The 26,169-nt window shown below is 51.0% G+C and carries 18 protein-coding genes; 10 read left to right on the top strand and 8 right to left on the bottom strand.

Going from position 1 to position 26,169, the window contains the following annotated elements; translation table 11 throughout:
• Positions 1 to 29: 29 nt before the first annotated feature.
• Positions 30 to 917 carry a DUF808 domain-containing protein gene (locus OA57_RS07200; RefSeq protein WP_034615597.1) on the bottom strand — a complete coding sequence of 296 codons (888 nt, stop codon included), beginning with the start codon at positions 915 to 917 and terminating at the stop codon, positions 30 to 32.
• Positions 918 to 1,057: 140 nt separating this feature from the next.
• Between OA57_RS07200 and OA57_RS07195 the strand changes: the two genes are divergently transcribed.
• The 5 genes from OA57_RS07195 to OA57_RS07175 all read left to right on the top strand — a co-directional run bounded on the left by OA57_RS07195 (position 1,058) and on the right by OA57_RS07175 (position 7,399).
• Positions 1,058 to 1,933, top strand: coding sequence for a homocysteine S-methyltransferase family protein (locus OA57_RS07195; protein ID WP_034615594.1), 876 nt, complete (start codon positions 1,058 to 1,060; stop codon positions 1,931 to 1,933).
• A gap of 98 nt (positions 1,934 to 2,031) precedes the next feature.
• A complete protein-coding gene (locus OA57_RS07190; protein WP_052122420.1) occupies positions 2,032 to 3,519 on the top strand; it encodes an ABC transporter substrate-binding protein in 1,488 nt (495 codons plus the stop codon).
• Positions 3,520 to 3,568: 49 nt separating this feature from the next.
• Positions 3,569 to 4,525 (top strand): ABC transporter permease, encoded by a 957-nt coding sequence (locus tag OA57_RS07185; RefSeq protein WP_034615592.1) that lies wholly within the window; start codon positions 3,569 to 3,571, stop codon positions 4,523 to 4,525.
• Between the two features lie 19 nt (positions 4,526 to 4,544).
• Positions 4,545 to 5,396 (top strand): ABC transporter permease, encoded by an 852-nt coding sequence (locus tag OA57_RS07180; protein ID WP_034615590.1) that lies wholly within the window; start codon positions 4,545 to 4,547, stop codon positions 5,394 to 5,396.
• Between the two features lie 2 nt (positions 5,397 to 5,398).
• The gene (locus tag OA57_RS07175) at positions 5,399 to 7,399 is read left to right on the top strand and encodes a dipeptide ABC transporter ATP-binding protein (RefSeq protein WP_034615588.1); all 2,001 of its coding nucleotides are present in this window, start codon (positions 5,399 to 5,401) and stop codon (positions 7,397 to 7,399) included.
• A gap of 39 nt (positions 7,400 to 7,438) precedes the next feature.
• Here OA57_RS07175 and ppx read toward each other — a convergent pair whose 3' ends face one another.
• The 4 genes from ppx to tamA are packed head-to-tail and all read right to left on the bottom strand — an operon-like array spanning position 7,439 to position 16,822.
• Entirely contained in the window at positions 7,439 to 8,962 is a 1,524-nt protein-coding gene (gene ppx, locus OA57_RS07170; protein WP_034615586.1) for an exopolyphosphatase, read from the bottom strand.
• Between the two features lie 10 nt (positions 8,963 to 8,972).
• Positions 8,973 to 11,057 carry a polyphosphate kinase 1 gene (gene ppk1 / locus OA57_RS07165; protein ID WP_052122419.1) on the bottom strand — a complete coding sequence of 695 codons (2,085 nt, stop codon included), beginning with the start codon at positions 11,055 to 11,057 and terminating at the stop codon, positions 8,973 to 8,975.
• A gap of 45 nt (positions 11,058 to 11,102) precedes the next feature.
• Positions 11,103 to 15,065 (bottom strand): autotransporter assembly complex protein TamB, encoded by a 3,963-nt coding sequence (gene tamB / locus OA57_RS07160; RefSeq protein ID WP_052122418.1) that lies wholly within the window; start codon positions 15,063 to 15,065, stop codon positions 11,103 to 11,105.
• Positions 15,065 to 16,822: an autotransporter assembly complex protein TamA gene (gene tamA, locus OA57_RS07155; RefSeq protein ID WP_034615583.1), complete on the bottom strand. Its 1,758-nt coding sequence runs from the start codon at positions 16,820 to 16,822 to the stop codon at positions 15,065 to 15,067. Before tamA ends, tamB begins: the two co-directional genes overlap by 1 nt.
• A 238-nt stretch (positions 16,823 to 17,060) precedes the next feature.
• Between tamA and OA57_RS07150 the strand changes: the two genes are divergently transcribed.
• The 5 genes from OA57_RS07150 to OA57_RS07130 all read left to right on the top strand — a co-directional run bounded on the left by OA57_RS07150 (position 17,061) and on the right by OA57_RS07130 (position 22,400).
• On the top strand, positions 17,061 to 18,362 hold the full coding sequence (locus OA57_RS07150; protein ID WP_052122417.1) for an extracellular solute-binding protein: 1,302 nt from the start codon (positions 17,061 to 17,063) through the stop codon (positions 18,360 to 18,362).
• A 67-nt stretch (positions 18,363 to 18,429) separates the two neighbouring features.
• Complete coding sequence (locus OA57_RS07145) at positions 18,430 to 19,305, top strand: ABC transporter permease subunit (RefSeq protein ID WP_034615580.1); 876 nt, start codon at positions 18,430 to 18,432, stop codon at positions 19,303 to 19,305.
• Between the two features lie 24 nt (positions 19,306 to 19,329).
• Complete coding sequence (locus OA57_RS07140) at positions 19,330 to 20,193, top strand: ABC transporter permease subunit (RefSeq protein WP_034615577.1); 864 nt, start codon at positions 19,330 to 19,332, stop codon at positions 20,191 to 20,193.
• 16 nt (positions 20,194 to 20,209) lie between these two features.
• Complete coding sequence (locus OA57_RS07135) at positions 20,210 to 21,295, top strand: ABC transporter ATP-binding protein (RefSeq protein ID WP_034615574.1); 1,086 nt, start codon at positions 20,210 to 20,212, stop codon at positions 21,293 to 21,295.
• A gap of 25 nt (positions 21,296 to 21,320) precedes the next feature.
• On the top strand, positions 21,321 to 22,400 hold the full coding sequence (locus OA57_RS07130) for an endonuclease/exonuclease/phosphatase family protein (protein ID WP_152596724.1): 1,080 nt from the start codon (positions 21,321 to 21,323) through the stop codon (positions 22,398 to 22,400).
• 39 nt (positions 22,401 to 22,439) lie between these two features.
• Here OA57_RS07130 and OA57_RS07125 read toward each other — a convergent pair whose 3' ends face one another.
• The 3 genes from OA57_RS07125 to OA57_RS07115 form a co-directional block, all read right to left on the bottom strand.
• On the bottom strand, positions 22,440 to 23,945 hold the full coding sequence (locus OA57_RS07125; RefSeq protein ID WP_034615572.1) for a helicase HerA-like domain-containing protein: 1,506 nt from the start codon (positions 23,943 to 23,945) through the stop codon (positions 22,440 to 22,442).
• Positions 23,946 to 24,027: 82 nt separating this feature from the next.
• Entirely contained in the window at positions 24,028 to 24,684 is a 657-nt protein-coding gene (gene hxpB / locus OA57_RS07120; protein ID WP_034615559.1) for a hexitol phosphatase HxpB, read from the bottom strand.
• Between the two features lie 28 nt (positions 24,685 to 24,712).
• Positions 24,713 to 26,131 carry a GH1 family beta-glucosidase gene (locus OA57_RS07115; protein ID WP_034615557.1) on the bottom strand — a complete coding sequence of 473 codons (1,419 nt, stop codon included), beginning with the start codon at positions 26,129 to 26,131 and terminating at the stop codon, positions 24,713 to 24,715.
• Between the last annotated feature and the right edge of the window lie 38 nt (positions 26,132 to 26,169).

The following is a 26,169-nucleotide window of genomic DNA, read 5'->3' as shown; positions in this document are numbered from 1 at the left end:
TGCGGTTAAACCGCACTTTAATCGGCAAATTAATGCGCTGCGTCATTTTTTCCTTTAAACAGCGAGCTGAAGCCTGCCACGATCGCCAAGACGATGGTGCCGCAAATCACGCCGATCAGTAGGCTGGCAAGGTTGAATATCCAGCCGTCAAGCCAGTTCATTTGTTCCAACCAATGATGAATCGGGCCGAAATTATGGGCAATGATGCCGCCGCCGACCAAAAACATAGCCGCCGTGCCGACGATGCTCAGCAGGCGCATAAAATGCGGCATGACCGCAATAATTCCCTTGCCGAGGCGTTGGCTGACCGCACTTTGCTTGCGCATCAGCCACAAGCCCAAATCATCCAGTTTGACAATGCCGCCGACCAGCCCGTAGACCAACACGGTCATTCCGAGTGCAATCACGGATAAGACCAGTGTTTGGGTCAGCAGGTTGTAATCGCTGACCATGCCGAGTGCAATGGTGACGATTTCGGCAGACAGAATGAAATCGGTTCGAATCGCTCCCTTAATTTTTTGTTGTTCCTGTTCCGGCGTCAGTTCGGCGGCGACCGCACTTTCAGCTTGTTCATCCGCTTTATGCAGCAGTTTGTGAAAAATTTTTTCGACCCCTTCGAAACAGAGGTAAGCACCGCCGATAATCAGCAAATAAGGAATCGCCGCCGGGAGAAAAGAGGCGATCAGCAACGCCAGCGGCACTAAAATCACTTTATTCCAAAATGATCCCTTTGCTACCGCCCACACCACCGGCAGTTCGCGATCGGCACGGACGCCGGCGACCTGATTGGCATTCAGTGCCAAATCGTCGCCGACGACGCCGGCGGTTTTTTTGGCGGCGACTTTGGTCATCAGCGCTACATCGTCCAGTACGGCGGTAATATCGTCAAGTAATGTAAAAAGAGAAGCAAATGCCATATCAATTCCTTGTCAATGTCACAATAGGTTTAAATCGTAGGCACTATAACAAAGAAAAATCGAGAAAGAAACCGCGAGAGGTTGTTGCCATTTCAAATCGGCTGCTCTATATTTTGTTGGTAACCAAAAGAGAGGATAATATGCAGTTTACATTACTTGACGGCGGCATGGGGCGTGAGTTATTGCGCATCGGCGCACCGTTCAAACAGCCGGAATGGTCGGCGTTGGCGCTGATTGAGGCGCCGCATTGGGTGACTCAGGCTCACCGCAATTTTCTTGATGCGGGGGCGGATATTATCACCAGCAACAGTTATGCCTGTGTGCCGTTTCATATCGGCCAAGTGCGGTTTGAGCGGCAGGGGGCGGATTTGATCGCACTGGCTGCGCGTTTGGCGCGTGATGCGGCGAATGACTATTCTAATCGGCGTGTAGCCGCCAGTCTGCCGCCGGTGGCGGGCAGTTATCGGGCGGATTTGTTTGATGCCGATCAGGCAAGTGCGGTCTGGCGGATTTTTATCCGTCAACAACGTGATTATGCCGATATTTGGCTGGGGGAAACTTTGTCGTCTTGCGCCGAAGCGGCATTATTGTTAACGCTCTTGGCTGATGAAGACAAGCCGATTTGGATTTCGTTTACCCTAGACGATACCGCACTTCAGCCGCAGTTGCGTTCGGGAGAGCCGTTGACGGCGGTGCTTGAAACGCTGGATTTAAGCCGGCTTGATGCAATTTTGTTTAACTGCTCGATTCCTGAAGTGATGCAAAGTGCGGTTGAAACGTGTAAACAGTGGTTGGACAGCAACGGCTCAACCCTTCAAATCGGGGTCTACGCCAACGGTTTTTCACCAAAAACCAATGACGGCGCCGCAAATGAAGGCTTAAGCGAATTGCGTGATCTGTCCGATGAAGAATACCGCGCTTATGCCGAAAAGTGGCTCCAAGCGGGCGCAAGCATTATCGGCGGTTGCTGCGGTATCACCCCACAACATATTGCACGCTTGGATCGGCTGCGCTAAAAGCTGCGCAGAAACCGCACTTTTATTTGTTTCATTTGGCGGCTAGTGTTATGCTTTTCGTCTGAATTTACATTCTTTATACAAGGTATTTAATTGACATGAAATCCGCCGTTATTACCGCTGTTGCGTTGGCAACACTGTCATTCTCCGTTCAAGCCGAAACCTTGCGCATTTCCCATGAGTTAGGCTACGGTGGTGCGGAATCGCTCGATCCGATTTCGCCGACGCCGTTTTCGCAATTGTCACAAACCGTTTTCAGCCGTCTGGTGCGACAGGGCGAACACGATCAGGCCGTGGCGGATCTGGCAACGGAATGGTCGTCCGACGCCGATGCAAAAGTGTGGACGTTCAAACTGCGCCAAGGCGTAACTTTTCATAACGGCAACGTATTTGATGCCGACGATGTAGTGTATTCCTTGAGCCGAATCAAATCGGAAACTATCGACAGCCCGGCAAGAGCGGTGCTGGATATTGTGGATTCAATCAGCGCATTGGATTCGCACACGGTGCAAATCAATCTACAATCCGCCCATGCCGATTTCCCGATCCTGCTGATGGATTATCGGGTGCGGATAATGGATAAAGAGAGCTGCGGTAATGACATGAGCAAGCTGTGTGAAAGCGACAACGGCACAGGGCCGTATAAAGTGGTGAAACTCGATCCGCTCGGCACGACACAATTAACCCGTTTTGAGAATTATTGGGAGGGGCCGGCAAAAATTGAAAAGCTGGAAATCATCGCCATTCCTGATCAGCAGGCGCGCGTTTCTGCCATGCAGGCCGGGCAGATCGATCTGTTGCCGTCAGTGACATCGCAACAGCAAGCGCTGTTTGCCGATAAAAACCGTTATACCATTCAAAATGTCCCGACCGGGCGTTGGGCGGGCTTGATTATGCGCACCGATACGGCGCCGTTTGATAATCCGAAAGTGCGGCAGGCGATGCGGATTTTTGCCGATCGGGATACCTTCGGCAAACTGGTGATGGGTGACGGCGGTTACATTGTCAGTTGTGACACGCCGGTTTGGTCGGGTGATCAATATGCTGCCGAGATGCAATGCCCTGCCGATATCGAACAAGCGAAAACATTGCTGGCACAAGCCGGTTATCCGAACGGGCTTGATGTGACGTTACACTATTCCGACGTTGATTACGGCACGTTGCGGTTAGCGGAAGTCTATCAGCAACAGGCGAAAACGGCAGGGATCAACGTGACGTTGGCGCTAACACCGGCGGACGGTTATTGGACGGATACTTGGATGGTCGAGCCGTTCTTTGTCACTTCGTGGTTCCAACGTCAGGCGGATCAGGTGTTCAACGAAATTTATCGTAGCGGCGCCAAATGGAACGAAAGCCATTGGAATAATGCCGAATTTGATCAAAAATTGGATGCGGCGCGCCAAGAGTTGGATTTTGCCAAACGCAAGGCGATTTATCTGGATTTGCAGCAACAGCTGTTTGCCGAAGGCGGTGCTTTTATTCCATTTCACCAAAATGCAGTGCGGGTGATTTCTGCCAAATTGTCGGGTCTGGCGGCGGATACCGAAGAAATGGCAATCCGTTTTCAAGATATTGAGAAAAAGTAGGTATTGATCCCAGCCGTTGCATATTGCGTGACGGCTGAAAACCGCACTTATGATTAAGCTCATTTTTCACCGACTATTTTTTGCCCTGTTTACTCTGATTTTTGTATCAGGGTTGGTATTTACCGTGGTCGAACTGCTGCCCGGCAATGTGTGTACCGCCTATTTGCAGCGTGCGGCGCAAGGGCCGCGCTTGGAACAGTGTATCAAACAGCAGGGCTTGGACAAACCGGCGGCGCAGCGTTATCGTCACTGGGTCGGCGGCATTATCGAGGGCGATTTCGGCACATCGCTGAAACGGCGTAAACCGATTGGCGAATTGGTGCAAGAGCGGTTTCGCAACACCGCACTTTTATCCGGTTTTGCCGCTGCGGTCGGGATTCCGTTGGCATTATTGTTGGGCTTTTGGGCGGGGATCCGGCGGGATAAAACGAGTGATTTGCTGATTTCGACGGTGGCGATGTTGGCGATGACGATTCCGGAATTTGTCAGTGCGGCGTTACTGATTTTTATCTTTGCGGTCTGGCTCAACTGGTTTCCGGCAATTACCACCGTACCGCCCGATGCACCGATAGCCGATTTGCTGCCGAATTTGGTGTTGCCGGTGACGGTGCTGGCGTGGGTGATGACCGCCCATATTTTACGCATGACCAGAGCGGCGGTTATTGAGGTGACGGCATCGGATTTTGTGCAAATGGCAAAACTGAAAGGCGTTCCGGCGCGGCGGCTGTTTTTCAGGCACGTTGCGCCTTCTGCGCTGATTCCGGCAATCAACGTGATTGCGCTGACGGTTGCTTGGCTGCTTGGCGGGGTGGTAGTTATTGAGCAGGTGTTTAATTATCCCGGCATGGGCACGCTGATGTTGCAGGCGATTTATGATCGCGATCTGCCGCTGGTGCAAGCGATCGCCCTAATTTTTGCCGTCGTCTATATTGTGGTGAATCTCTTGGCGGATCTGTTGATTCTGCTGCTTGACCCACGTTTACGCCATGCCAAAACCGCACGTTGAACCACAGGAAATAACCACGATGTTTCAGGCCTTTCACCGCACGTTACAACGGATTGTTGCCCGCCCTTCGGGCTTGATCGGCTTGGGCTTGACCGTTGCTTATATCTTGTTATCCCTGTTTGCGCCGTGGCTCGCGCCGCATGACCCGACCGCACAATATCCCGATTTAATTCAGCAAGCGCCTTCTATGGCGCATTTGATGGGCACAGACAGTTTGGGGCGAGATATGTTCAGTCGGGTATTGTACGGCGGACGTCTGGCGTTGTTGGTAACCGCCTGTGCGGCAGCGATTGCAGTGCTGTGGGGCGGTTTTGTCGGCATTTTGTTGGGGGTTGTCGGCGGTAAAACCGATGAAATCAGTATGCGCTTTGTCGATGCGTTTTTATCGATTCCATGGCTACTGTTTTTGCTGTTGGTGGCATCGGTTACTCAGGGCGGCGCTTGGACGGTGATCCCGATTCTCGGTTTTTTTTACGGGGTTGCGGTGATTCGGGTCGCCAGAGCGGCCACACTGCAAGTTGTTGCCCGTGATTTTATCACTGCCGCCAACGCACGTGGCGAGCGGCTTTTTACCTTGATTCGGCATGAAGTACTGCCGAATGTGGCGGATATTTTATTGGTCGAAGGGGCAATGCGTTGGAGCTGGATGTTGTTGGCGTTTTCTTCTTTGTCGTTTCTCGGTTTCGGCGCAACACCGCCGACACCGGATTGGGGCTTGATGATCGCCAATGAGCGCGGTTTTATTGCGATTACCCCTTGGGCGATTGTCTATCCCTGTATTGCGCTTTCCGGTTTGATTATCGGCATTAACCTGTTGGCGGACGCCTTGGGCAAAGCGCTCGGCGTTGATCGGGCAAAAGAGAGAATTTAACGATGACAGCCGAATTGATCCGAGTCGAAAATCTCAGCCTAGGCTTTGTAAAGCAAAACCGCCGATATCCGATTCTACGCGATATTTCGTTAAGCGTAAAAGCAGGTGAGTGTATTGGTATTGTCGGTGAATCCGGCTCGGGCAAATCTACGTTGGCACTGGCGTTAATGGGCTATCTCAAGAGCGGTTTAATGCGGTTTGAAGGCGAGGTCTATTTTGCCAAGCAGCCGCTGTTCAGCCTGAAAAGTAAGCAGTTGAACCGGTTGCGTGGCGGACAAATTGCCTTGATTCCGCAAAATGCCGGACAAGCATTGACACCGACCTTAACCGTCGGCGCACAAATTAACGAAGCGCTGCAACTCCACACCGCACTTAACCCAAAACAGCGTCGGCAAAAAGTCGTGACATTGTTGAACTTGGTGCGCCTGCCGACACCGCACTTATTGGCAAAACGCTATCCGCATCAACTGTCCGGCGGACAGCAGCAACGGGTAGCGATTGCGATGGCATTGGCGTGCGATGCCAAAGTATTATTGTTGGACGAGCCGACCACCGGCTTGGACGTGACCACGCAGGCTCACATTTTGGAATTTTTGCGCGAGCTGGCACAACGCACACAAGTGGCGATGATTTATGTCAGTCATGATTTAGGGGTGATTGCCCGTGTTTGCCGACGTATCGTAGTGATGTATGCCGGCGAAATTGTCGAGCAGGGCGATAGCCGTACTTTGCTGACCAAACCACAGCACCCTTATCCGCAGGCGTTATTACAGGCGATTCCGCACATGGAAGACCAACGGATTCCGTCCGCTCTGCCGGGATTTCCGCCGCCGGTAGGCGAAGTGCGGTTAGGGTGTGCGTTTGCACCTCGTTGCCGCCATGCCCGTGATCTGTGCCGCCAAATCGCACCGCCGTTACGCGACACGGCTGTCGGTGAGGTGCGTTGTCATTTTACGATTGAATATCAGCCGGCAATACACAACACCATCAATACCGTTTCGGCAACCGATACGGCAATTCCGGCACTGAACGTTACGGATTTGGCGATAAGCTATCAACGGCAAAGCTGGTTGCAGCGTTTGAAAAAGCAAGCGCCGCACAATACGGTTGACGATATTAATTTTACGCTGCAACAGGGGAAGACGCTGGCGTTGGTCGGGGAGTCGGGTTCAGGGAAATCGACGATTTTGCGTGCGATTGCCGGTTTGCAAAAACCGAGCCGCGGGCGTGTCGATGTGGGTAATACACCGTTGGCGGCAACGGTAAAACAGCGTAGCCGCGAGCAGTTGCAGGCATTACAGATGATTTTTCAAAATGCCGACAGTGCGCTTAATCCACGCCACACCATTGCTGAAATTCTGGCGGCACCGTTAAAACGTTACTTCGGTTTAACCGGAACCGCACTTCAGCAGCGTTGTGAACAGCTGATTGATGCGGTGCGCCTGCCGAAAACTTACTTGCAACGGTTTCCGGCGCAACTGTCCGGCGGCGAAAAACAGCGGATCGGCATTGCCCGTGCGTTTGCCGCCGAGCCGAAGCTGATTTTGTGTGATGAAGTCACCTCGGCACTGGACGTTTCGATTCAGGCGGCGATTTTGCGCTTGCTGAAACAACTACAGGCAGAACAAGGCACGGCGTATATTTTTGTGTCGCACGATTTGGCGGTGGTGCGGGCGTTTGCCGATCAGATTGCGGTGCTGTATCAGGGGCGTATTTGTGAAATCGGCACAACCGATCGTATTTTCCGAGCGCCGTTTCACCCGTATACCGAAGTTTTGTTGGGGGCGGTTTTAGAGCCGGATCCCGATAGCGAACCGAAGCTGTTGGCGGATGACGGCATTGAACAATCACCGTCATCGCAAGGCTGCCCGTTCCGGCGCCGTTGTCCGAAAAAAATCAGCGGCATCTGTGAAAGCCACATTCCGCCAAACCGCACTTTTGCCGACAATCACCGCATTTTCTGCCATTTATCGGAAAGCGAGCTGCTGAAGCCGATTTTTTAATCGCGCTTTTGCCTGCGGCATGATGGTCGATAATCTTTATTATTTAAATTGTAAATTGATATTCAAACCGTTTAAAAACGCTTGTTCTTCGCCCAGTTCACTGCGGGTCAGCGGGTTGCGTTCCAGATAGCCTTGTTCAAATTCCAGCTCCCAGATTTTCGAATCACTGCTGACATCGAGAGTAAATTTCTCGGTCAATTCGGTCGCCCGGCGTGAGCGGTTGATGATCAGTGCTAAGCGTAACAGCGTGATCAACGCCAGTATATCTTGTGCATCATAGCGGTTATCCGGCAGTAAATCGGCTGTTTTGAATGATTTGATTTGGTAACGCACCAGTGTTGCCAGCAGCCGTTGCTGGCTGCGGTCAAAGCCCGGCAGTTCACTGTTTTGTACAATATAGGCGGAATGTCGTTGCACACCGCTGTGATTGATTGCAATTCCGACTTCATGCACCAAAGCCGCAGACAACAGAATATTCTGCATATCCTGAATCCAATCACTGTTTTTCCAACGCTGGTATTTCTGCCCCAGTAATACGGCAGTGTCGGCAACCCGCAGCGCTTGCTCCTGATCAACACTGAAATGTTCCATCAGGCTGTTGACGGTGCGTTCACGAATGTCGTCGACCTGAAAACTGTTTTCTAATCCGTACATGACGCCTTCACGCAGGGCGCCGTCGGAATAACGCATTTGTTCGATGCGGTAATTGTCGAAAACCGCACTTAGAATCGCCAAGCCGGGCACAAATACACTGACCCGATCATCGCTCAGACCGGCGAGTTTCAGTTTGTCGAAGCTGTCGTATTTCAGTACTTTTTCGATTAATTGTTGCAGGTTTTCGACGGTGATCACGCCGTCTTTATTGAAATTTTCGTTGATAATCTGGCTGACGGTTTTAATCGTGCCGGATGAGCCCAGCACGGATTGCCACCCCAGATGGCGGTATTCCCACGATAAGTCTTCAATTTTTTCCAGTGCCGCTTGTTTGGCGTTGTTGAAGCTTTTGTTTGTGATTTTACCGTCGGGGAAAAACGTTTTGCCGAAGCTGACACAGCCCATGTTGCGACTGTTGGCGATCAACGGATTAAAGCCTTCGCCGATGATCATTTCGGTTGATCCGCCACCGATGTCCACCACCAGCTTACGCCCGTTTTCCGGCTGGGTGTGCGACACGCCGGAATAGATTAACTCCGCTTCTTCAGTACCGGAAATAATCCGAATCGGAAACGGAAAAACCTCTGCGGCAGCCTGTAAAAATTCGCTATTGTTGCTGGCGCGCCGCAGGGTGTAGGTGCCGACGGCACGCACATTTTCAGGCGAAAATCCCTGCAAACGTTCGGCAAACAGCGCCAGACAAGCCACGCCGCGTTCGATTGCCTCACGGCTTAAATGCTGGTTGTCGTCCAACCCCTGTGCCAGCTGCACTCGCTGCTTCAGGCGTGACAGCACCTGAATTGAACCGTTGACGATACGGACAATGATCATGTGAAAGCTGTTGGAACCCAGATCGATTGCCGCGAATTCTTTGGTTGCCGAGTCAGTCGAGGTTGTGTGTTGATTCATAATGGTTACTCTATTTTATGGATAAGGTTTTAGCCAGCAAGTAGTCGTGAATGGCCAGCTGCGAACGGCAAGGCGGCAGGTCATTGCGGACATAATCGTTTTTTTCTTCTGCATCGATGATACGCGCTTTGACGTTGTCTGATAACTGAATATTTAAAATATCGATCACACACTGTTTGGTGTCGGCGTCCAATAACGGCGTGCCGACCTCAATCCGACGGTCAAGGTTGCGGGTCATCCAGTCGGCGGAAGAGATATAGACGTCTGGATTGCCGTCATTTTCAAAATAATAGACCCGCGGGTGTTCCAAGAAGCGGTCGATGACACTGATGATTTCGATATTTTCACTCAATCCGGCAACCCCGGCGCGCAAAGCGCACATGCCGCGCACAATCATGCGAATCTTCACGCCGGCCTGACTGGCACTATACAGTAAATCGACGGTTTCCGGATCAACCACGTTATTGATTTTCAGGATAATACCGCTCTTTTTGCCTGCTTGGGCATGGCGGATTTCACGATTGACCAGATAGGCCAGCCGTTTTCGGACGTTGATCGGCGACACCAGCAGGTGGCTGAATTTGGTCGGGCTGAACGGCATTTCGATAAAGCGGAACACTCGTTTGACTTCTTCGGTGATTTTGCCGTTTTTTGTCAGCAGGGCGAAGTCGGTATAAATTCGGGCGGACCCCTCATGGAAATTGCCGGTGCCGACATGGGCGTAATCGACCAGCTGACCGTTCTCACGGCGAGTGATCAGGAACAGTTTCGAATGGATTTTAAACCCCGGTGAGGAGAAAACCACTTTGATATTGCTGTCGGTCAGGCGTTTTGCCCAGTCGATATTGGCTTGTTCGTCAAAGCGTGCCTGCAATTCGATGATCACAGTCACTTGCTTGCCGTTATTGGCGGCATTCATCAGTGCTTCGATAATGCGCGATTGTTTCGCCACCCGATATAAATTGATTTTAATTGCCGTCACGTTCGGATCGAACGACGCTTGGCGCAGCAGTTCGCAAATCACATTAAAACTGTGGTATGGATAATACAAGAGAATATCTTTTTTACTGACTGCATCGAGAATGATCCGTTCGTTTTTCAGCTGCGGGTGCGCAATCACCGTCAACGGCGCATTCACCAACTCTTTGTTGCCCAAATCCGGGAATTGCAGCAAATGTTTGAAACTTAAATAACGCCCGCCGGCCTCGACGGAATCCAGACTGCTGATATTCAAGCGCTGTTTCAGCATTTTTAGTAGGTTTTTCGGCATCGATTTTTCATACAGAAAGCGAACCGGCTGTGCGGTTACCCGTTGTTTCAGGCTGGACGACATCAGTTCGAGCAGACTGTATTCAACCTCGGTAATCAGGTCGTATTCGGCATCACGGGTCATTTTAATCGAATAGGCGGTGATTTCATCGTAGTCAAAAATCGCATCGGCGAAAATTTCCGCCAGACAAAAACGCAGTACGTTATCCAGCAGGATAATGCCCTGATGGCGTTTATACCGCTCTTTGGGCAGAATCACAAAGCGTGAAATCGTATCCGACGGAATCGGCAAAATGGCAAGGGTCTGGATTTTTTTATTTTTCTTCAGTTCGATAATCAGGTTGGAATTGTGCGCGCTGAGGGATTGCAGCAGGTCAATATCTTCATTCAGAATAATCGGGAAAATATGCTGTTTGATTTCACGCTTGAAATGTTCTTTGAGCCAGTTTTGGTGATAAGAAGAAAGTTGGGTTTCGTTGAGCAGGAAGATTTTGTGTTTTGCCAGTCGTAACATCAGGCGGCTGTAGATTTCGTCAAATTTCTGATTCAAGGTTTCCGTTCGTTGCTGAATCACTTCCAATTGTGAGCGAATCTGCTTAGCCGGCAATGATTCCTGTTCGCGGATAATCAGGAGCTTGTGCTTCAGATTGGCAAACCGCACTTGGTAGAATTCGTCCAAGTTGGCGGCAAAAATACCCAAAAAGCGAATCCGTTCCAGTAACGGATTGCTTTCGTCATAAGCCTCTTGCAACACCCGCTCGTTAAATGCCAGCCAGCTCAGTTCTTTCGAAGTATAGCTGTTTTTGTCTCTTTCCAACGTCAACATCCGAGGTCTCCTTTTGTCATGCATACTGTCTTTTTATAATTAAAGTTAAAATTCAAACTGATACAGCAAATCGACCGCCTGGTTCACCCCCGAAACCGATTGTAAAAAAAGTTGTGGCATTATTTTATAGCGTAAGGTGAGTTCTGCCAACGGTTGAAATAGCCCGACGCCGTATTTGACTTGCAGCCGCGGCGTAATATTGCCGCTGACCACCACTTGCGAATTGTCGCCGATGCCGGCGGTATCCAGCGTTAAATCGCTGATGCCGAAGGCTTCGCCGATGCCGCCGACCAGCTTGCCGCTCTTGGATAAACCCAGTCCGAGCATGGCGGCGCCGATAGAGGCGCTGGACGCCGAATCGCCGCTGTTGTCCAGCCCGCGTCCGGTCAAGAGATAGGACAGCGCTTCGTCCTGCGACATGCCCGGTTCGGAAAAGACTGCTACATCAGGTTGTTCGGCAATGCCGGTTACTTTGATCCCGGCAACGATTTTACTGTTTTCCATCGCTTCCGGATTGCGAATGGCTTCGATATTCAGGAACGGCTGCGATGCCAGCCCGGAAAAGCTGATTTGTCCGCGCCGAATCAGCAAATCCTGCCCGAAAGAGGCGTAGCGCCCGTTTTGAATGTTCACCTGACCGTATAACCCCAGCGTTTTTTCTTGCCGCACCGCCAGCGTGCCGTTTAAGTTGGCTTTCAGTCCGTAGGCGTTGAGTCGCACATCATTGCCGATATTGAGCGTGATATTCGATGAAACCGCCATGCCTGCTTGACGGGCGAGCGCTTGTTCTTGCAACGCCTGACGGATAGCGGCTTTGTTTTTGCTGTCGATGATAACCAAGTCGCTGCTGACGCCGACCGCACTTTCCGGCAGCGCTTCGATTTCGATTCTTGCCCACGGCACATCGACATTACCGGTCAGGCTTAGCAATTGCGGATTGATATTGGCTTCCACGTTCGGGCTGATTTCAATTTGTGCAATGCCCGGCATATCGAGTTTGAAACGGTCGGCTTGCGCCGCGATCTGTGCCTGCCACTGTTCCAATGTGCGCCACGATGCATTGCCGCTCAGGTTGAGTCGGCTTTCGGGGGTTTGCAATGTGCCGTTTAAAGTGGAAGAGGTGCCGTTAAAGGCGATATTGATCCGGCCGTCGGAGACTTGAAACGGCAAGGAATACATTTTAGCGCTCAGATTTTCCAGATTAAAGCCGCCGTTCAGCAACGGCGCCTGCAAGTTGCCGCCCAGTTGCAGGCGGCTGTTGATCACGCCTTGTACCCGTTCGCCTTTGGCCAGCAACTGATTGAGCAAATCCAAATTAAAATCCTGCAAGCGGATATCGCCGGACAGTGTGCGTGCCGCCGACAAATCGGAAACGGTTAAATCGGTTGCCAAGCGGCCGCTGCGGTTGATTTCGGCGGCGGTTTTCAGGGTTAGATTATTGTTCTGAATTTGGCTGTCGATGTTCAGATTCTGTAATTCAATCTGAAAAGTGCGGTAGTCAATCCGCTGTTTGAACCCCAGTTGACCGCTCTTTAACGCCAGCGCCAGTTCAAACGGTTTGTCGCTGAACCATGCGACTTTGCCGCTGCCGTCGATAATGCCGGAGACCTGACTGTTTTTATCCAGAAAATCGTTGATCATCGCCAGATTGATCTGCTTCAGTTCAAACGGAATATCGCCGTTATTGCCCGCCTTGAACGTTTGTGGGAAACAGATTTGTGCTTGTTGGTTCAGCCAGCAGTGGGCGGAGACTTCCGCTTCGTTTTGTGCCGCATTGAAGCCGACCTGCATATTATGGTTGTTGCGCCAGTCGCCGACCGGAGAATTCAACCGCACTTGACTAAATGTGCCTTGCCACATTTCGGCGGCGCGATCGAATCCACCGTAAATATTCAACGTACCGGACACCGGCTTGCCGGCGGTGCGCAGGTTGAGTTTGTGGTTTTTCTCGTTGCCTTCGGCAATTAATTTGGTTTGCTGCAGTTCGATATCAGCGTATTTGAACGAATCCAGATTCAGATACAGCGCACCGGCAATGATTTCGTCCATGTTCAACCGCCCTTTGGCACTGAAATTGCGCAGGCGAAAATCCTGATACTGGATGTTTTTGCTGATTAAGTCGATGTCGGCGGACGGCTTTTGCAGACTGCCCTGAATATTGATGTTGCCGTTCAGTGAGGCGGATAAATTCGGCAACAGCCCGGCGAGATTCGGCGCATTGATGTCTGCCTGTAAATCCGAGTTTTCATCAAAATGTCCGTTCAGGGTAACGGTATTATTGCCGTAAACCAGCTTGACCTGTTCGGCATTCAACCAGCGTTGGCGGCTGCTTTGCAAATTGCCGTTCAATTGCAGCGGTTGGTTGTTGAGGCGGCCGTCGAGGGCTACATCGCTGATTGCCACTTGCCAGTTTTCACCGTTGACTGTGCCCTCACTGTTTAAGCCGCCGTTTAGTAATGCCGCCCATTCCGGCAGGTAATGGCGGGTGTCGATATTCTCCAGCGTGATCGCACTTTGCCAGTGTATGCCGTCATGCCACGCCAGCTTAGCGTTCAATTCGGCTTTGCCGTTCAAGGCTTCGATCAGCAGCGATTGAATAGTGAGATCACGAAGGGTGCCGTTGCCGTTGAACGATAAACGGGACGGCGGCACGGCATTGCCGCTGACCGCACTTTGCAAGGCAATTCGGTATTGCGATAGGTTGCCGTCCAGTTGCAGATCCAAATCGTGTAATGCGATATCGGCATTGGTGCGGTTGTTGGCTTGATCGGCGTCGGATTGCGGTGCGGCACTGAACGGATAGCGGAATTGCGGACTTTGCAGGTGCAGATTAAACGGGTTATTCGTTTGATTGAGTTGCAGTTGTCCGTCCAGTTGTAAATCGGCGGCGCCTTGGGTCACCAGTTGCAGCGTAGCCGTTTGTTTGAGCGCGCCGTTCAAGTTTAATTTGACCGCACTTTGCGGCAGTATCAATTTTTCCGCTTGCAGCAACGGGTAAATATCGGCGCTCAGTCGGAAATCAAGCGGGAAATCCTGCGCCAACGTGATTTCGCCCTGTGCGTCCAGGTCTATCAGATCGCTGTTGATTTTCAACTGTTGCAAGACGACGTCATAACCGCTGGCATCGGCGACCAGATCAACGATCGGAATCGCAATATCCAGCCCGTTTTCACCTTGTTCCCGATAGTGCCAGTCACGGCCGTGTAAACCGAGTATATGGAGATCAAACGGCAGGGTAATCTGCTGTACATTCGCCAACAGTGGTTTTGCCAGTTGCTGTTGCAGGGCTTCCCAGTCTGTGGTTTGCGGTGCAAGCGCACGTTCTGTTGCCGTTTGCGCTTTTTCTCCGCCATTGTCGCTTGCAGGTTCTGCCGTTTCGACCGCAAATTGTTCGATTTGAATCGGTTGAATGGTCAGCCCCTGATCGTTATTCAGCGAAAGTGCGGTCTGAAAACGATTCATATTAAACGCCATGTTATCCACTTTGGCGTTTACGTTTTGTAGCGCAATATTGTTGATATCGATCGCTAACGGCAACGTGATGCGGCGCATTTCCCCCGATGAAGGCGGATTCGGTTCCGACGGCGGCAAAAGTGCGGTATCCACCCCGATCGTAACCTTGTCGAGGGAGAGGTCATCGATGCACACTTTGCGCTGCCACAAGCAGGAAAATCGTAATTGCGCATGGGTTTCGGCGATTGAAACGCCGATGCCGTCGCTGTGATATTCCACGTTTTTCAGGTGCAAGCCGTCACTCAGACTGCCGCTGATCTGCTCGATTTGCAGCTCGTCCAGCAGATTATCCGCCAGTTTCAGTAGCCCGCGCTGTCCGTAGCCGCTGGCGAGTAAGCCGATAAGCACGGCCAGCAGCAGTAACAGCAGCACGGCAAAGCCGCACAGCCATTTGCGCCAACCGCACTTGTGTTTTTTATTTTGTGCCTGTGTGTCGTCTTGTCGATTTTCCGTTGCCGTTGTCCGCTCTTGTGGCGCTGTTTGTGTGCTGTTCATTACAATTCCGTTCCCAGTCCGATATAAAATTGAATGTTTTTGCTATTGTCTTTATCCCGAATCGGAGTGGCGATATCAAATTTTACCGCACCGATCGGCGATGCCCAGCGTACGCCGATGCCGGCGCCGGAACGCAATTCCGCCGTAGAAAATTTGTTGGCGGCAAGCCCGGTGTCGTAAAATACTGCCGCCCACCAGTCTTGATAAACCTGATATTGGTATTCGAAATTGGCAATCGCCATGCGTGATGCGCCGATCAGTTTGCCGTCACGGTCTTTCGGCGAGACTTTTTTATAGCCGTAACCGCGAATACTGCGATCGCCGCCGGCGAAGAAGCGCAATGCCGGCGGAATACGTGCCAAGTCTTTGGTGTTTATGTAACCGATTTCAAACCGAGTTAAAAAACGGTGATTGTCAAAATAGGTGCGAATCCAAGCGGAAGAGGCGCGTATGCTGTAAAAATCCACGTCGGAACCCCAGATTTTGCGGCCGATATTGAACGTCAGATTCTGCGCGTCGCCCCAAGTCGGGAACATGCCGCCGCGCAAGCGGGTTCGGTTAAAGCCGACGGTCGGATAGAGCAGCAGAGTGCTGTGCGAAATGTCGGCTTGGGTAAAATCATCGTAACGGGCGCGCACACCGGCAAAATACTGCCAGCCGCTGCTGTGATTCCAATAGCGCAGCCCTGCCAGCGTGATGGTGCTGGATTTGGTGTCGTTGTTGTCTTCCCGTTCCATCCCGCCGGAGAATTCATAATAATAATTCATCGGGTTGGCCAGCAGCGGCATACGGTATGTCGCTTCCAGCGTTTGCTGCGGCGCAGACAGGTATAGATTGCTGCGAATGCTGTGGCCGCGGCTGTTAATCCACGGGCGTGTCCAGCCGACTTGGAGACGAGGGCCGACATCGGTCGAATAGCCGATCCCCAGTTCGACGCTGTTTTTCTTTTTCGGTCGCAGCAACACATCGAGATCGACCCGTTTGGCTGCTTCGTCCAAGTGCGGTTCCAGCAACACTGAGCTGAACCAGTTGCTGGAGGTGTAGTTGGAGGTTAGGGTGGACAGATCGTTGATCAGATAAGGCTCTCCGGCTTCAATCGGCAGCATGTTACGCAAATAATCTTCACGGATTTGTGAATTTTTAAAGCGGACATCGCCATAGTGATAGCGCTGCCCGCTGTTAAATACGATATGCCATACGGCTTCATGCTCTTCCGGCGTGACCAGCAGTTGTGACAACACGAAATCGGCATCAAAATAACCGCGCTTTGCCGCCAGACTTTGCAGTGAGGATTTGTAGCGGTCATATTCGCCTTGGTTGAGCACGGTTCCGACCGACGGCAGGGTTTTTCGCAAGGCGATAAATTCCGGATCGAGGTTGGCATCGCCCAGAATTTGGATTTCAGGTTCGGCATTTTTTACCGGTTGCGCCAGTACCACCTCGGCAAACAGCAAATCCTTTGCCGGTGCGGCACGCTGTTGCAGGCGGAAGGTGATTTGGTTGTTGAAATAGCCGAGTGCGCGCAGGGCGTTTTCGATGGTTTGAGCGACCAGATATTGGTAGCGCTCCGATCCGTCCGCTTCATCATTGCTTAACTGTGACAGATGAATGCGCACGTTGTCGCTTAAAACCGGGTTTTCAATGCCTTGTACACGTAACAGGACGGTTTGTCCCTGTGCCGCCGCGGCTGCCGAAAAAAGGAACGGCAGCGAAAAACAGAACAGGCGGCTGACGAATTTCCATTTAGACAATTTCACATAAACTCCGTGAGTGGTTTATTGTTTTATAATGACGGATTGACCTATTTTTGACTACAAAATCGCTATTAAGTTTACCCTTAAGCAGTGGTTATGCCAATGATTTTGGGCAGAATCGATTATGCCGCTTCATGCGCCCGCCTTTATTTTTGCTGTAATAATAGTGTAACAATTTTTTGCTACAGTGATTCGGCTCAATGTCGAGCTATCATTTTTCGCATTCACCGAAGGACTGTTTATGTTTAAGAAATCATTTTTGATGACCGCACTTGCTACTGCAACCGTTTCTTTTTCCGCGACTGCCGCAACCGAGATTACCTGGTGGCACGCCATGGGCGGTCAATTGGGGGAGACGGTCAACAAGATGGCGGCGACTTATAACGCCTCTCAGAATCAGTGTAAGATTGATCCGATTTATAAAGGCAGTTATGAAGAACTGCTGACCGCCGGCATTGCGGCATTTCGTGCCAAACAGGCACCGAACATCATTCAGGTATATGAAGCCGGCTCCGCAACGATTATCAATGCCAAAGGCGCGTTGACGCCGGTGGCGGATCTGTTTGCTGAGAGCGGTGTGGCATTTGATAAAAACGATTATCTGCCGGGGATCCGAAATTTCTATGCCGACAGTCAGGGCAAGATGATCGGTATGCCGTTTAATTCGTCCACCGTCATCCTCTATTTCAATAAAGCGGCGCTGGCAAAAGCCGGTGTGCAACCGCCGAAAACCTGGGAAGAATTTGAGGGCGTGGCGGAAAAATTGAAACAAGCCGGTTATATCGCCCTGTCACAGTCGCATTCGCCGTGGATTTTGTTCGAAAATTTCCATTCCCGTCATAATCTGCAACTGGCTGATCAAAATAACGGCTTTGACGCACCGGCAAGCAAGCTGGATTACAACAATGATCAGCTGAAAATGCATTTGAATAAATTCAAAACGTGGAAAGACAAAGGCTATTACGGTTACTACGGCGAAGGTTGGGGCGACAACCAAACCCCGTTTGAAAAAGGCGAAGTCGCCATGTGGCTGGGCTCTTCCGGTTCGTTCGGCGGCATTAAAACGCAAGCCGATTTTGAGTTCGGTACTGCATATCTGCCGTATTGGGATTCCGTCACACAGGGCAAACAATATAACACCTTTATCGGCGGTGCGGCATTGTTTGCGTTTTCAGGCAAATCAAAACAGCAAAATGCCTGTTCGGCCGATTTTTTCAAATACCTGAGCAGCGCCGAGGTGCAGGCCGGCTGGCATAAAGAGACCGGCTATGTGCCGATCACCACCGCCGCTTATGAAAAAGTCAAAGCCGAAGGCTACTACACGCAGGAGCCGGCGGCGGAAACCGGGATTTTGCAGTTGAATCTGCCGGGCGGCGAATGGACCAAAGGCTACCGTTTGGGCTTTTATCCGCAAACCCGTGAAGTGATCCGCAGTGAAGTCACCAAACTGTTTACCGGTGCGACCGATGTGGAAAGCGCATTGAGCGTGATTGAAAAAGAGGGTAATCAATTGCTTTCCCGCTTCGCACAAACCGTAAAATAAGCCAAGTGCGGTCAAATCCGGGGCGGAATTCCCGCTTCGGGTATTTTCTTTCTGTTTGGATAAGACGATGAATAAAAGAACGTTCCAACATTCGGTGTTGCCCTATTTGTTTATTGCGCCGCAATTACTGATTATCGCCGTGTTTTTTGTCTGGCCGGCGTTTCAATCGGTCAACATGAGCTTTTATCTGCAAGATCCGTTTGGTTTCAGCGCGACTTTTGTCGGCCTGCAAAATTATATTGATGCCTTGAGCAACCCGAATTATTTCGGTTCGTTCCGCTTTACTGTGATTTTTTCAGTGTTGGTCACATTTTTTTCATTGGCGATTGCCTTGTTGTTGGCGGTAAAAGCCGATCAGGTGATTCGTGCCAAAAACAGCTACAAAACGTTGATTATCTGGCCTTATGCGATTGCCCCTGCGGTTGCCGGGCTGCTGGCGGTATTTTTGTTCGATTCGCATGTCGGCCCGTTGTACAAACTGTTGAACCGAATGTGGGCGTTTGATCACAAGCTGGATTCGTTCGATGCCACGTTGGCTCTGGTGCTGATTTCGGTATGGAAACAGGTCAGCGTGAATTTTGTCTATTTTATCGCCGGCTTACAGGGCATTCCGCAGTCGGTCAAGGAGGCGGCGGCGATTGACTGTAAAAGCCGCAGCAAGCGCTTTTGGACGATAACTTTTCCACTGCTGGCGCCGACCACGTTTTTCTTACTGGTGATCAATATCACCTATGCCTTTTTTGAAACCTTCGGCATTATCGACACCTTGACCCGCGGGCGACCGAGCGGCGAAACCTCGACTCTGGTCTATAAAATTTACCAAGACGGTTTTTTAGGCGCCGATTTGGGCGGCAGCTCGGCACAATCGGTGATCTTGATGGTGTTTGTGATGCTGTTGACCGTGATTCAATTCCGTTTTTTGGAAAAGAAAGTGCATTACTGATTGGCGCCAAAAGGAAAAATTTGCATGAAAAATAAACTGTTTGACCATCTTATACTGATTTCGGGCGTGATTTTTTTGATGTTGCCGGTGTGGCTGGCATTGGCGTCATCAACGCACAGTGCCGAGTATCTGGCACGTAACGGGATCCAATTCTGGTTTGGCGATGAGTTCATCAGCACTTATAAAGATTTGCTGGTCGGCAGCTCCAGTGTTTTTTTGAATGATGTATCGACACAAATCAAGGGCGCCAGCGGCTTGACGATGTTGAAAAATTCGCTGATCTTGGGGCTGGGATTTGCTGTCGGCAAAATTGTGATTTCCATGCTGGCGGCGTATGCCATTGTCTACTTCCGTTTTCCGCTGGGGACATTTTTATTCTGGGTTATTTTCAGTTCGCTGTTGTTGCCGTTGGAAGTGCGGATCATTCCCTCTTACGAAATTGTGGCGCAGTTAGGCATGGTCAACAGCTACACCGGTTTGATTTTGCCGCTGATTGCTTCGGCGACGGCTACCTTTTTCTTTCGCCAGTTTTTTCTCTCGATTCCGGACGAATTGATTGAAGCGGCAAAAATGGACAATGCCGGGCCGTGGCGTTTCTTCATGGATATTTTATTGCCGTTATCGAAAGCGATGATTGCCGCCATTTTCATTATTATGTTTGTGGTGGGCTGGAACCAGTATTTATGGCCGATTTTGATGACGACCGACGACAGTTTCAAAACCCTGTTGTTAGGCATCAAGGACATCATCAATGTGTTGGACGACGGCAAAATTCCGGCCTATAACCGCGCTTTTGCCTTGGTGGTGTTGTCGATTGCGCCGCCGGTGTTGGTGGTGGTGCTGTTCCAGAAATGGTTTATCAAAGGGTTAGTCGATTCCGATAAATAATGAATAAGAGAAAATTATGTCAGCATTAGAAATCAAAAACGTCAGTAAAGTGTATCCCAACGGCAAAGCGGCAACTTATCATGCCGACATCCGCATTGAAGCCGGTGAGTTTGTGGTGTTTGTCGGCCCGTCCGGCTGCGGTAAATCAACCTTATTGCGCATGATCGCCGGCTTGGAATCAATCACCTCGGGGGAGATGTATCTTGCCGGTGAACGGATTAATGATTTGGAACCGGCGGATCGCAATATTGCGATGGTGTTCCAAAATTATGCCCTGTATCCGCATATGACGGTATTCAAGAATTTGGCGTATGGGCTGATTAACCGTAAATATCCGAAACAGGAGATCGAAAAGCGGGTAGAGGCGACCGCCAAACTGTTGCAATTGAGCGAATATCTGCATAGCAAGCCGAAAGAGCTGTCCGGCGGACAGCGACAACGGGTGGCGATGGGGCGGGCGATTGTGCGTGAGCCGACGCTGTTTTTGTTTGACGAACCGCTTTCCAATCTGGATGCCAAACTGCGCAATACCATGCGTTTGGAAATCAAGGCGTTGCAGCGGCGGCTGAATATCACCGCCGTCTATGTGACCCACGATCAGGTGGAGGCGATGACGATGGCGGATAAAATCGTGATTCTCAACGGCGGCAGAGTGGAGCAAATCGGCACGCCGAAAGAGATTTATCACCGTCCGGCAAACCTGTTTGTCGCGACGTTTATGGGATCACCAGCGATGAATATTTTGGACGCCACTTTACAGCAAGGGGTGCTGCGCCTGCCGAGCGGACACTACTTCAAACCGGATTTTAACTTGCCGTCAAATTGGCAGGGCAAAGCGTTAAAAATCGGTATCCGTCCGGAAAAAATTCAGTTGTCGTATCAGCGCCCCGATGTGGAGAATCCGTTTTTACTGTCGGCGGAGATCGTTGAAGATTTGGGGGCGCAGCGGGTGATTCACGGTAATTTAGGTTCGCAGTCGTTGTTGGCGGTAACGGAAATGAATACGGTTGCAGCGCAGGATACGCTGTATTTTAGTGTGGCAAGTCGGGATATTTACCTGTTTGACAGCGAAAGCGGACAGGCGGTTTATCCTGTTGCTTGAGATTCTCGATCGGCAAAAGGAGGCGATGATGGTCGCAGTTTATTCACACGATGTTGCGCCGCAACACCACGTTACATTCATTACCCGAGTTTGTGCGGAACTGGAGTACGTGCCGAAACAGATGATGAATGAAATCGTTCAGGCCGAACGCAGTACGGAAGCTCATCGCCGTTATATGCAGTTGCCTTGTCTGCAAAGCATTGAGTGCGGTCATCAGGGAACGGAGCGGCAGCTGTCGCGTCACTTCCGCATAGCGGCATGGAATCTGGAGCGCTGTTTGGATGTGGACGCAAGTGCGGTTTTATTGCGTCGGCATCAGCCCGATATTGTGTTGTTGTCGGAAATGGACAACGGCATGGCGCGTACACAGCAGCGCCATACTACACAGGCGCTGGCAAAAGAACTGGGCATGTATTATCTGTACGGCGTTGAGTTTTTGGAGCTGGATTTGGGGAGTGAAATCGAACGTACACTGGCGACGGACGATTTCAACAGTAAAGGCTGGCACGGCAATGCGATTCTGAGCAAAGTGCCGTTCAAAGCGGTCGCCATGTTGCGTTTTGATGATCACGGGCATTGGTTTGGCGGACAAAAAGTCGGCGATCATTTTGGTGAAGCACGAATCGGCGGCAGAATGGCGCTGTTGGCGGAAGTGGCGACATCACAGGGCAATGTGCTGCTGGTCAGCACCCATTTGGAAAGTAATGTTAATCAGGATATTCATTACCGTGAACAACAAATGCTGACGTTGGCGCAAGCCTGCCGACAGTTTAAACCGAATCTGCCGGTGATTATCGGCGGTGATCTAAACACCGGCAATAATCTGGCGGATGGATTGGATCACCATGCCGAACCGCTCTTTCACAGTATGGAACGGCTTGGCTATCACTGGCAAGCCAATCCGGAAGGCGTTACCACTCACCATTCACGTATTACCCTGCGCCAACAGCGGCAGCAAAAATTGGACTGGTTCTGTGCCAAAGATATTCGTTGTTCGCACGGCAAAATTCTATCGGCATTCGCCCCCGACGGCACACCGTTGTCCGATCACGAACCGATTTTAGCGGACTGGGTTTATCCGAAAACAGACCGAACCGGCATTTAATCGTGCGATAACGTCATATTGACCGGGTGATTTAATATGTTATTTCTTCAGCGCTCCCAAAATCCCCCTGACGATTTGGCGGGTGATTTGGTTGCGGATATTGCGCCCGATGCTTTTGCTGACACTGCTGACGACTTGTTCGGTGGCGGTCAGTTGTTCACCGCGTTTTTTAGTGCCGAAAATCAGACGGCTCAAGCTGCCCATCAAGCCGTCGTCTTGCTGCTGTTCCGCCTGTTGCTGTTGTTTTTCGGCAACCACTTGCAGGTTTTGCTGTTCGGCGGCCAACACTTCAAACGCTGATTCGTTATCGACGTCGTCACGATAGAAAGGGTATAGATCATCGCCTTTCACCCGGCTTGACCGCTCTTCGTCCGTGATGGGTTTTAGTTGGCTTTTCGGCGGATAAATAGAGGCGATTTCGACCGGCGTCGGCATACCTTTTTCATCAAGGAAAGAAACCAGTGCTTCGCCGACGCCAAGTGCGGTAATGGCTTCCACGACATTGACTTCGGGATTGCTGCGGAAGGTTTCGGCGGCGGATTTGACCGCTCTTTGATCGCGTGGGGTGAAGGCACGCAGCGCGTGTTGAATGCGGTTGCCTAATTGTCCCAACACGCTGTCCGGTAAGTCGAGCGGATTCTGGGTGACAAAATAGACGCCGACGCCTTTGGAGCGAATCAGGCGGACAACCTGCTCGATTTTTTCGACAAGTGCGGTCGGAGCGCCGTCGAACAGCAAATGCGCCTCATCAAAAAACATCACGAACGTCGGTTTTTCCGGATCGCCGACTTCCGGCAGTCGTTCGAACAGTTCCGCCATCAGCCACAGCAGAAACGCACCGTACATTCGGGCGGAATTGATCAATTTCTCCGAATTCAGAATATTGATCACACCGCGTCCGTCACGGGTTTGCAGCCAGTCTTCCAGATTCAGCGCCGGTTCGCCGAACAGCTTGGCGGCGCCTTCGTTTTCCAGCGTCAACAACGAACGCTGAATCGCCCCGACACTGGCGGCGGAGACATTGCCGTATTCCACGCGATAGCTTGCGGCGTTGTCGGCAACGTGTTTCAACATGGCGCGCAGATCTTTCAGATCGATCAATAATAAGCCTTTATCGTCCGCAACCCGGAATACCAGATTGAGTAAGCCCTCTTGCGTAGCGTTCAGGTTCAGTAAACGGGAGAGCAGCAACGGCCCCATTTCGGAAATGGTGGTGCGCAGCGGAATGCCGCTTTCAGCGAAGACGTCCCAAAACGATACCGGATAACCGCTGAGATAACGTTCACCGCCCAATTCAAACTGTTCGATTCGCTCGGCAACTTTGCCTTGCAGTTCGCCGGCGTTTACCAGACCTGAAATATCGCCTTTTACATCGACCAAAAATACCGGCACGCCGTCATCGCTGAAAGCTTCCGCCAGTTTGCGCAGACTGATGGTTTTGCCGGTTCCGGTTGCGCCGGCGATCAAGCCGTGGCGATTGGCCATGTTGGCAGTCAAAGAAAGGGTTTTGCCCTGTTTGGTGCGGGCGAGTGCGTATTGGCTCATAAAATATCCTTGGTTCAGCAGTGATTGCCGCTGATAATACGTCATTTACGGGGTTGACGAAAGTTTAAACCGCACTTTCGACCTACAATCTGCCGTGAAGCAGCGCAGGCAGCGCTAAGAGCGAATCCAGACGGCGATCGGCAATGCTGTAACGCGGATCGGTTCGCAGCTCCTGCGGCGGAATGGCAATCACCTCCATTTGCGCCGCCTTGCCGGCGATGACGCCGTTGACGGAATCTTCGACCGCCAAACACGCCAACGGCGAAACCGCCAGCTTTTCGGCGGTGTTGAGGTAGACCATCGGGTGCGGTTTGCCGTATTGCAACTCATTGGCGGAATTGAGAGAGATAAAATAGTCACGCAGTTGCAGGGTATCGACCACGGCATTAATCACCTGCATATTGGAAGATGATGCCAATGCCACTTTTAAACCGTTGTCTTGCAGCCATTGCAGTGCTTCCCGTACACCGGGCAGCGGTTCGCCGTGGCGGCGAATCCAGTCAGTCACGTTGCTGTTCATGGCATCACTGATTTCGCGTTGTTTTCCCAATGGCAGATCAAATTGGCGACACCAGATATGTGCGATATCTTCCACCCGTTTGCCGACGGTGGCGTCGGCGTCTGCTTGTGTGATTTGAATATTGCAAAGGCGCTGCATCACTTCAAATTTTGCGACTTCCCATGCGGGTTCGGAATCAATTAAAATTCCGTCCATATCAAAAATAACTGCTTTTAACATTGTGTCTCCAAAAATCGGGTGAATGGGATTATTGGTTTTGCAACTCTGCGCCACGGGTGGCGATAACGTGTTGATACCAATAGAACGAGGCTTTTTTCCGGCGTGCCAGATTGTCGTTGTGATCGACATAAATAAAGCCGTATTGTTTTTTATAACCGTTCAGCCAGCTGAGCAAATCGATCACCGACCAAGCGTAATAGCCTTTTACATTCAGCCCTTTTTCAATGGCGTGCTGTAAGGCGATTAAGTGGGTTTTGATGTAATTAATCCGCGGGATATCGCAAATTTCGCCTTCGATAATCGGATCTTCGTCGCCGAGCCCGTTTTCGGTGATATAAATTTTCACGTTGCCGTAGCGTGCTTGCAGCATCAGCAAGCCGTCAAGAAAACCTTCAGGTGAAATTTCCCAGTCCCATTTGGTATAAATTTTATCCGCCATTTTAACGGTGCGGTAGACATTGTCGAAACTGGCTTTGCCCGGTGCAAGGGTCGAGGTTTCACGGCTGTGTTCGATCGGTTGTTGTACCTCGTGCAGTTTTTCAACCCGCATCGGTTGATAATAATTCAGCCCGATAAAATCGTTTTGCGGCGCAGCCGCCTGCAAATCCGCCAATTCCTGCGGATCCCAATCCGGGGTCAAACCGCTCTTTTGCAGTTGTTGCAGCACATACTCGGGATAGTGTCCTTTCAGCACGGGATCGTAATACCAATAGGTATCGAATTCGTTGGCATGGCGGGCGGCAAATAGGTTGTCTTCGTGGTTATCCACCGCAAAAGCCGGATTAAAAACATGTGTGATTCCGATTTCGCCGAATTGTTTCAAACGTTTATAAGCCAAAACCGCTCTTGCGTGTGCCACAAAAACATTATGTGTGACTTGGAAATATTTTTTCGGATCGTTGGTGATCCCCGGCGGGTGCGCACCGGTCAGGTAGCCGTTGCCGCAAAACATAATCATTTCATTAAAGGTAATGAAATGTTTGACGCGATCACCAAAGGCGTTAAAACAGACTTCGGCATAATGGACAAAGGCGTCAATGGTCGCTTTATTGTGCCAACCGCCCTGTTTTTCCAGCGCTAACGGTAAATCCCAGTGATACAGCGTGACAAAAGGCACAATGCCGTATTTGAGGCATTCATCGATCAGATTATTGTAAAAATCCAAGCCCTTTTGATTGACTTGCCCGCCGCCGTCGGGAAAAATGCGCGGCCAGCTGATCGAGAAACGATAAGACTCTAAGCCCATTTCCGCCATGAGTCGGACGTCTTCTCGGTAGCGATGATAATGATCAACGGCAACATCACCGGTTGTGCCTTCAAAGGTTTTGCCCGGAATTCGGACAAATTCGTCCCAATTGCTCATGCCTTTACCGTCTTCATTCCAAGCGCCTTCAAGCTGATAGGCGGCACTGGCGGCGCCAAATAAAAAATCATGCGGAAATTTCATGGATCCTCCTGACTATGTGTGTAGATTCTGCCTGATAG

This window comes from Chelonobacter oris (genome assembly GCF_000772535.1).
In the GTDB taxonomy this organism is placed as follows: Bacteria; Pseudomonadota; Gammaproteobacteria; order Enterobacterales; family Pasteurellaceae; genus Chelonobacter; species Chelonobacter oris.
The sequence above is the reverse complement of the archived record's forward strand: the minus strand, read 5'-3'. Positions and strand labels throughout refer to the sequence as shown.

What these genes read in the sequence shown, in the direction of transcription:
- OA57_RS07200 (WP_034615597.1), bottom strand. Translation starts at nt 917, where the DNA reads ATGGCATTTGCTTCTCTTTTTACATTACTTGACGATATTACCGCCGTA.
- OA57_RS07195 (WP_034615594.1), top strand. Translation starts at nt 1,058, where the DNA reads ATGCAGTTTACATTACTTGACGGCGGCATGGGGCGTGAGTTATTGCGC.
- OA57_RS07190 (WP_052122420.1), top strand. Translation starts at nt 2,032, where the DNA reads ATGAAATCCGCCGTTATTACCGCTGTTGCGTTGGCAACACTGTCATTC.
- OA57_RS07185 (WP_034615592.1), top strand. Translation starts at nt 3,569, where the DNA reads ATGATTAAGCTCATTTTTCACCGACTATTTTTTGCCCTGTTTACTCTG.
- OA57_RS07180 (WP_034615590.1), top strand. Translation starts at nt 4,545, where the DNA reads ATGTTTCAGGCCTTTCACCGCACGTTACAACGGATTGTTGCCCGCCCT.
- OA57_RS07175 (WP_034615588.1), top strand. Translation starts at nt 5,399, where the DNA reads ATGACAGCCGAATTGATCCGAGTCGAAAATCTCAGCCTAGGCTTTGTA.
- ppx (WP_034615586.1), bottom strand. Translation starts at nt 8,962, where the DNA reads ATGAATCAACACACAACCTCGACTGACTCGGCAACCAAAGAATTCGCG.
- ppk1 (WP_052122419.1), bottom strand. Translation starts at nt 11,057, where the DNA reads ATGTTGACGTTGGAAAGAGACAAAAACAGCTATACTTCGAAAGAACTG.
- tamB (WP_052122418.1), bottom strand. Translation starts at nt 15,065, where the DNA reads ATGAACAGCACACAAACAGCGCCACAAGAGCGGACAACGGCAACGGAA.
- OA57_RS07150 (WP_052122417.1), top strand. Translation starts at nt 17,061, where the DNA reads ATGTTTAAGAAATCATTTTTGATGACCGCACTTGCTACTGCAACCGTT.
- OA57_RS07145 (WP_034615580.1), top strand. Translation starts at nt 18,430, where the DNA reads ATGAATAAAAGAACGTTCCAACATTCGGTGTTGCCCTATTTGTTTATT.
- OA57_RS07140 (WP_034615577.1), top strand. Translation starts at nt 19,330, where the DNA reads ATGAAAAATAAACTGTTTGACCATCTTATACTGATTTCGGGCGTGATT.
- OA57_RS07135 (WP_034615574.1), top strand. Translation starts at nt 20,210, where the DNA reads ATGTCAGCATTAGAAATCAAAAACGTCAGTAAAGTGTATCCCAACGGC.
- OA57_RS07130 (WP_152596724.1), top strand. Translation starts at nt 21,321, where the DNA reads ATGATGGTCGCAGTTTATTCACACGATGTTGCGCCGCAACACCACGTT.
- OA57_RS07125 (WP_034615572.1), bottom strand. Translation starts at nt 23,945, where the DNA reads ATGAGCCAATACGCACTCGCCCGCACCAAACAGGGCAAAACCCTTTCT.
- hxpB (WP_034615559.1), bottom strand. Translation starts at nt 24,684, where the DNA reads ATGTTAAAAGCAGTTATTTTTGATATGGACGGAATTTTAATTGATTCC.
- OA57_RS07115 (WP_034615557.1), bottom strand. Translation starts at nt 26,131, where the DNA reads ATGAAATTTCCGCATGATTTTTTATTTGGCGCCGCCAGTGCCGCCTAT.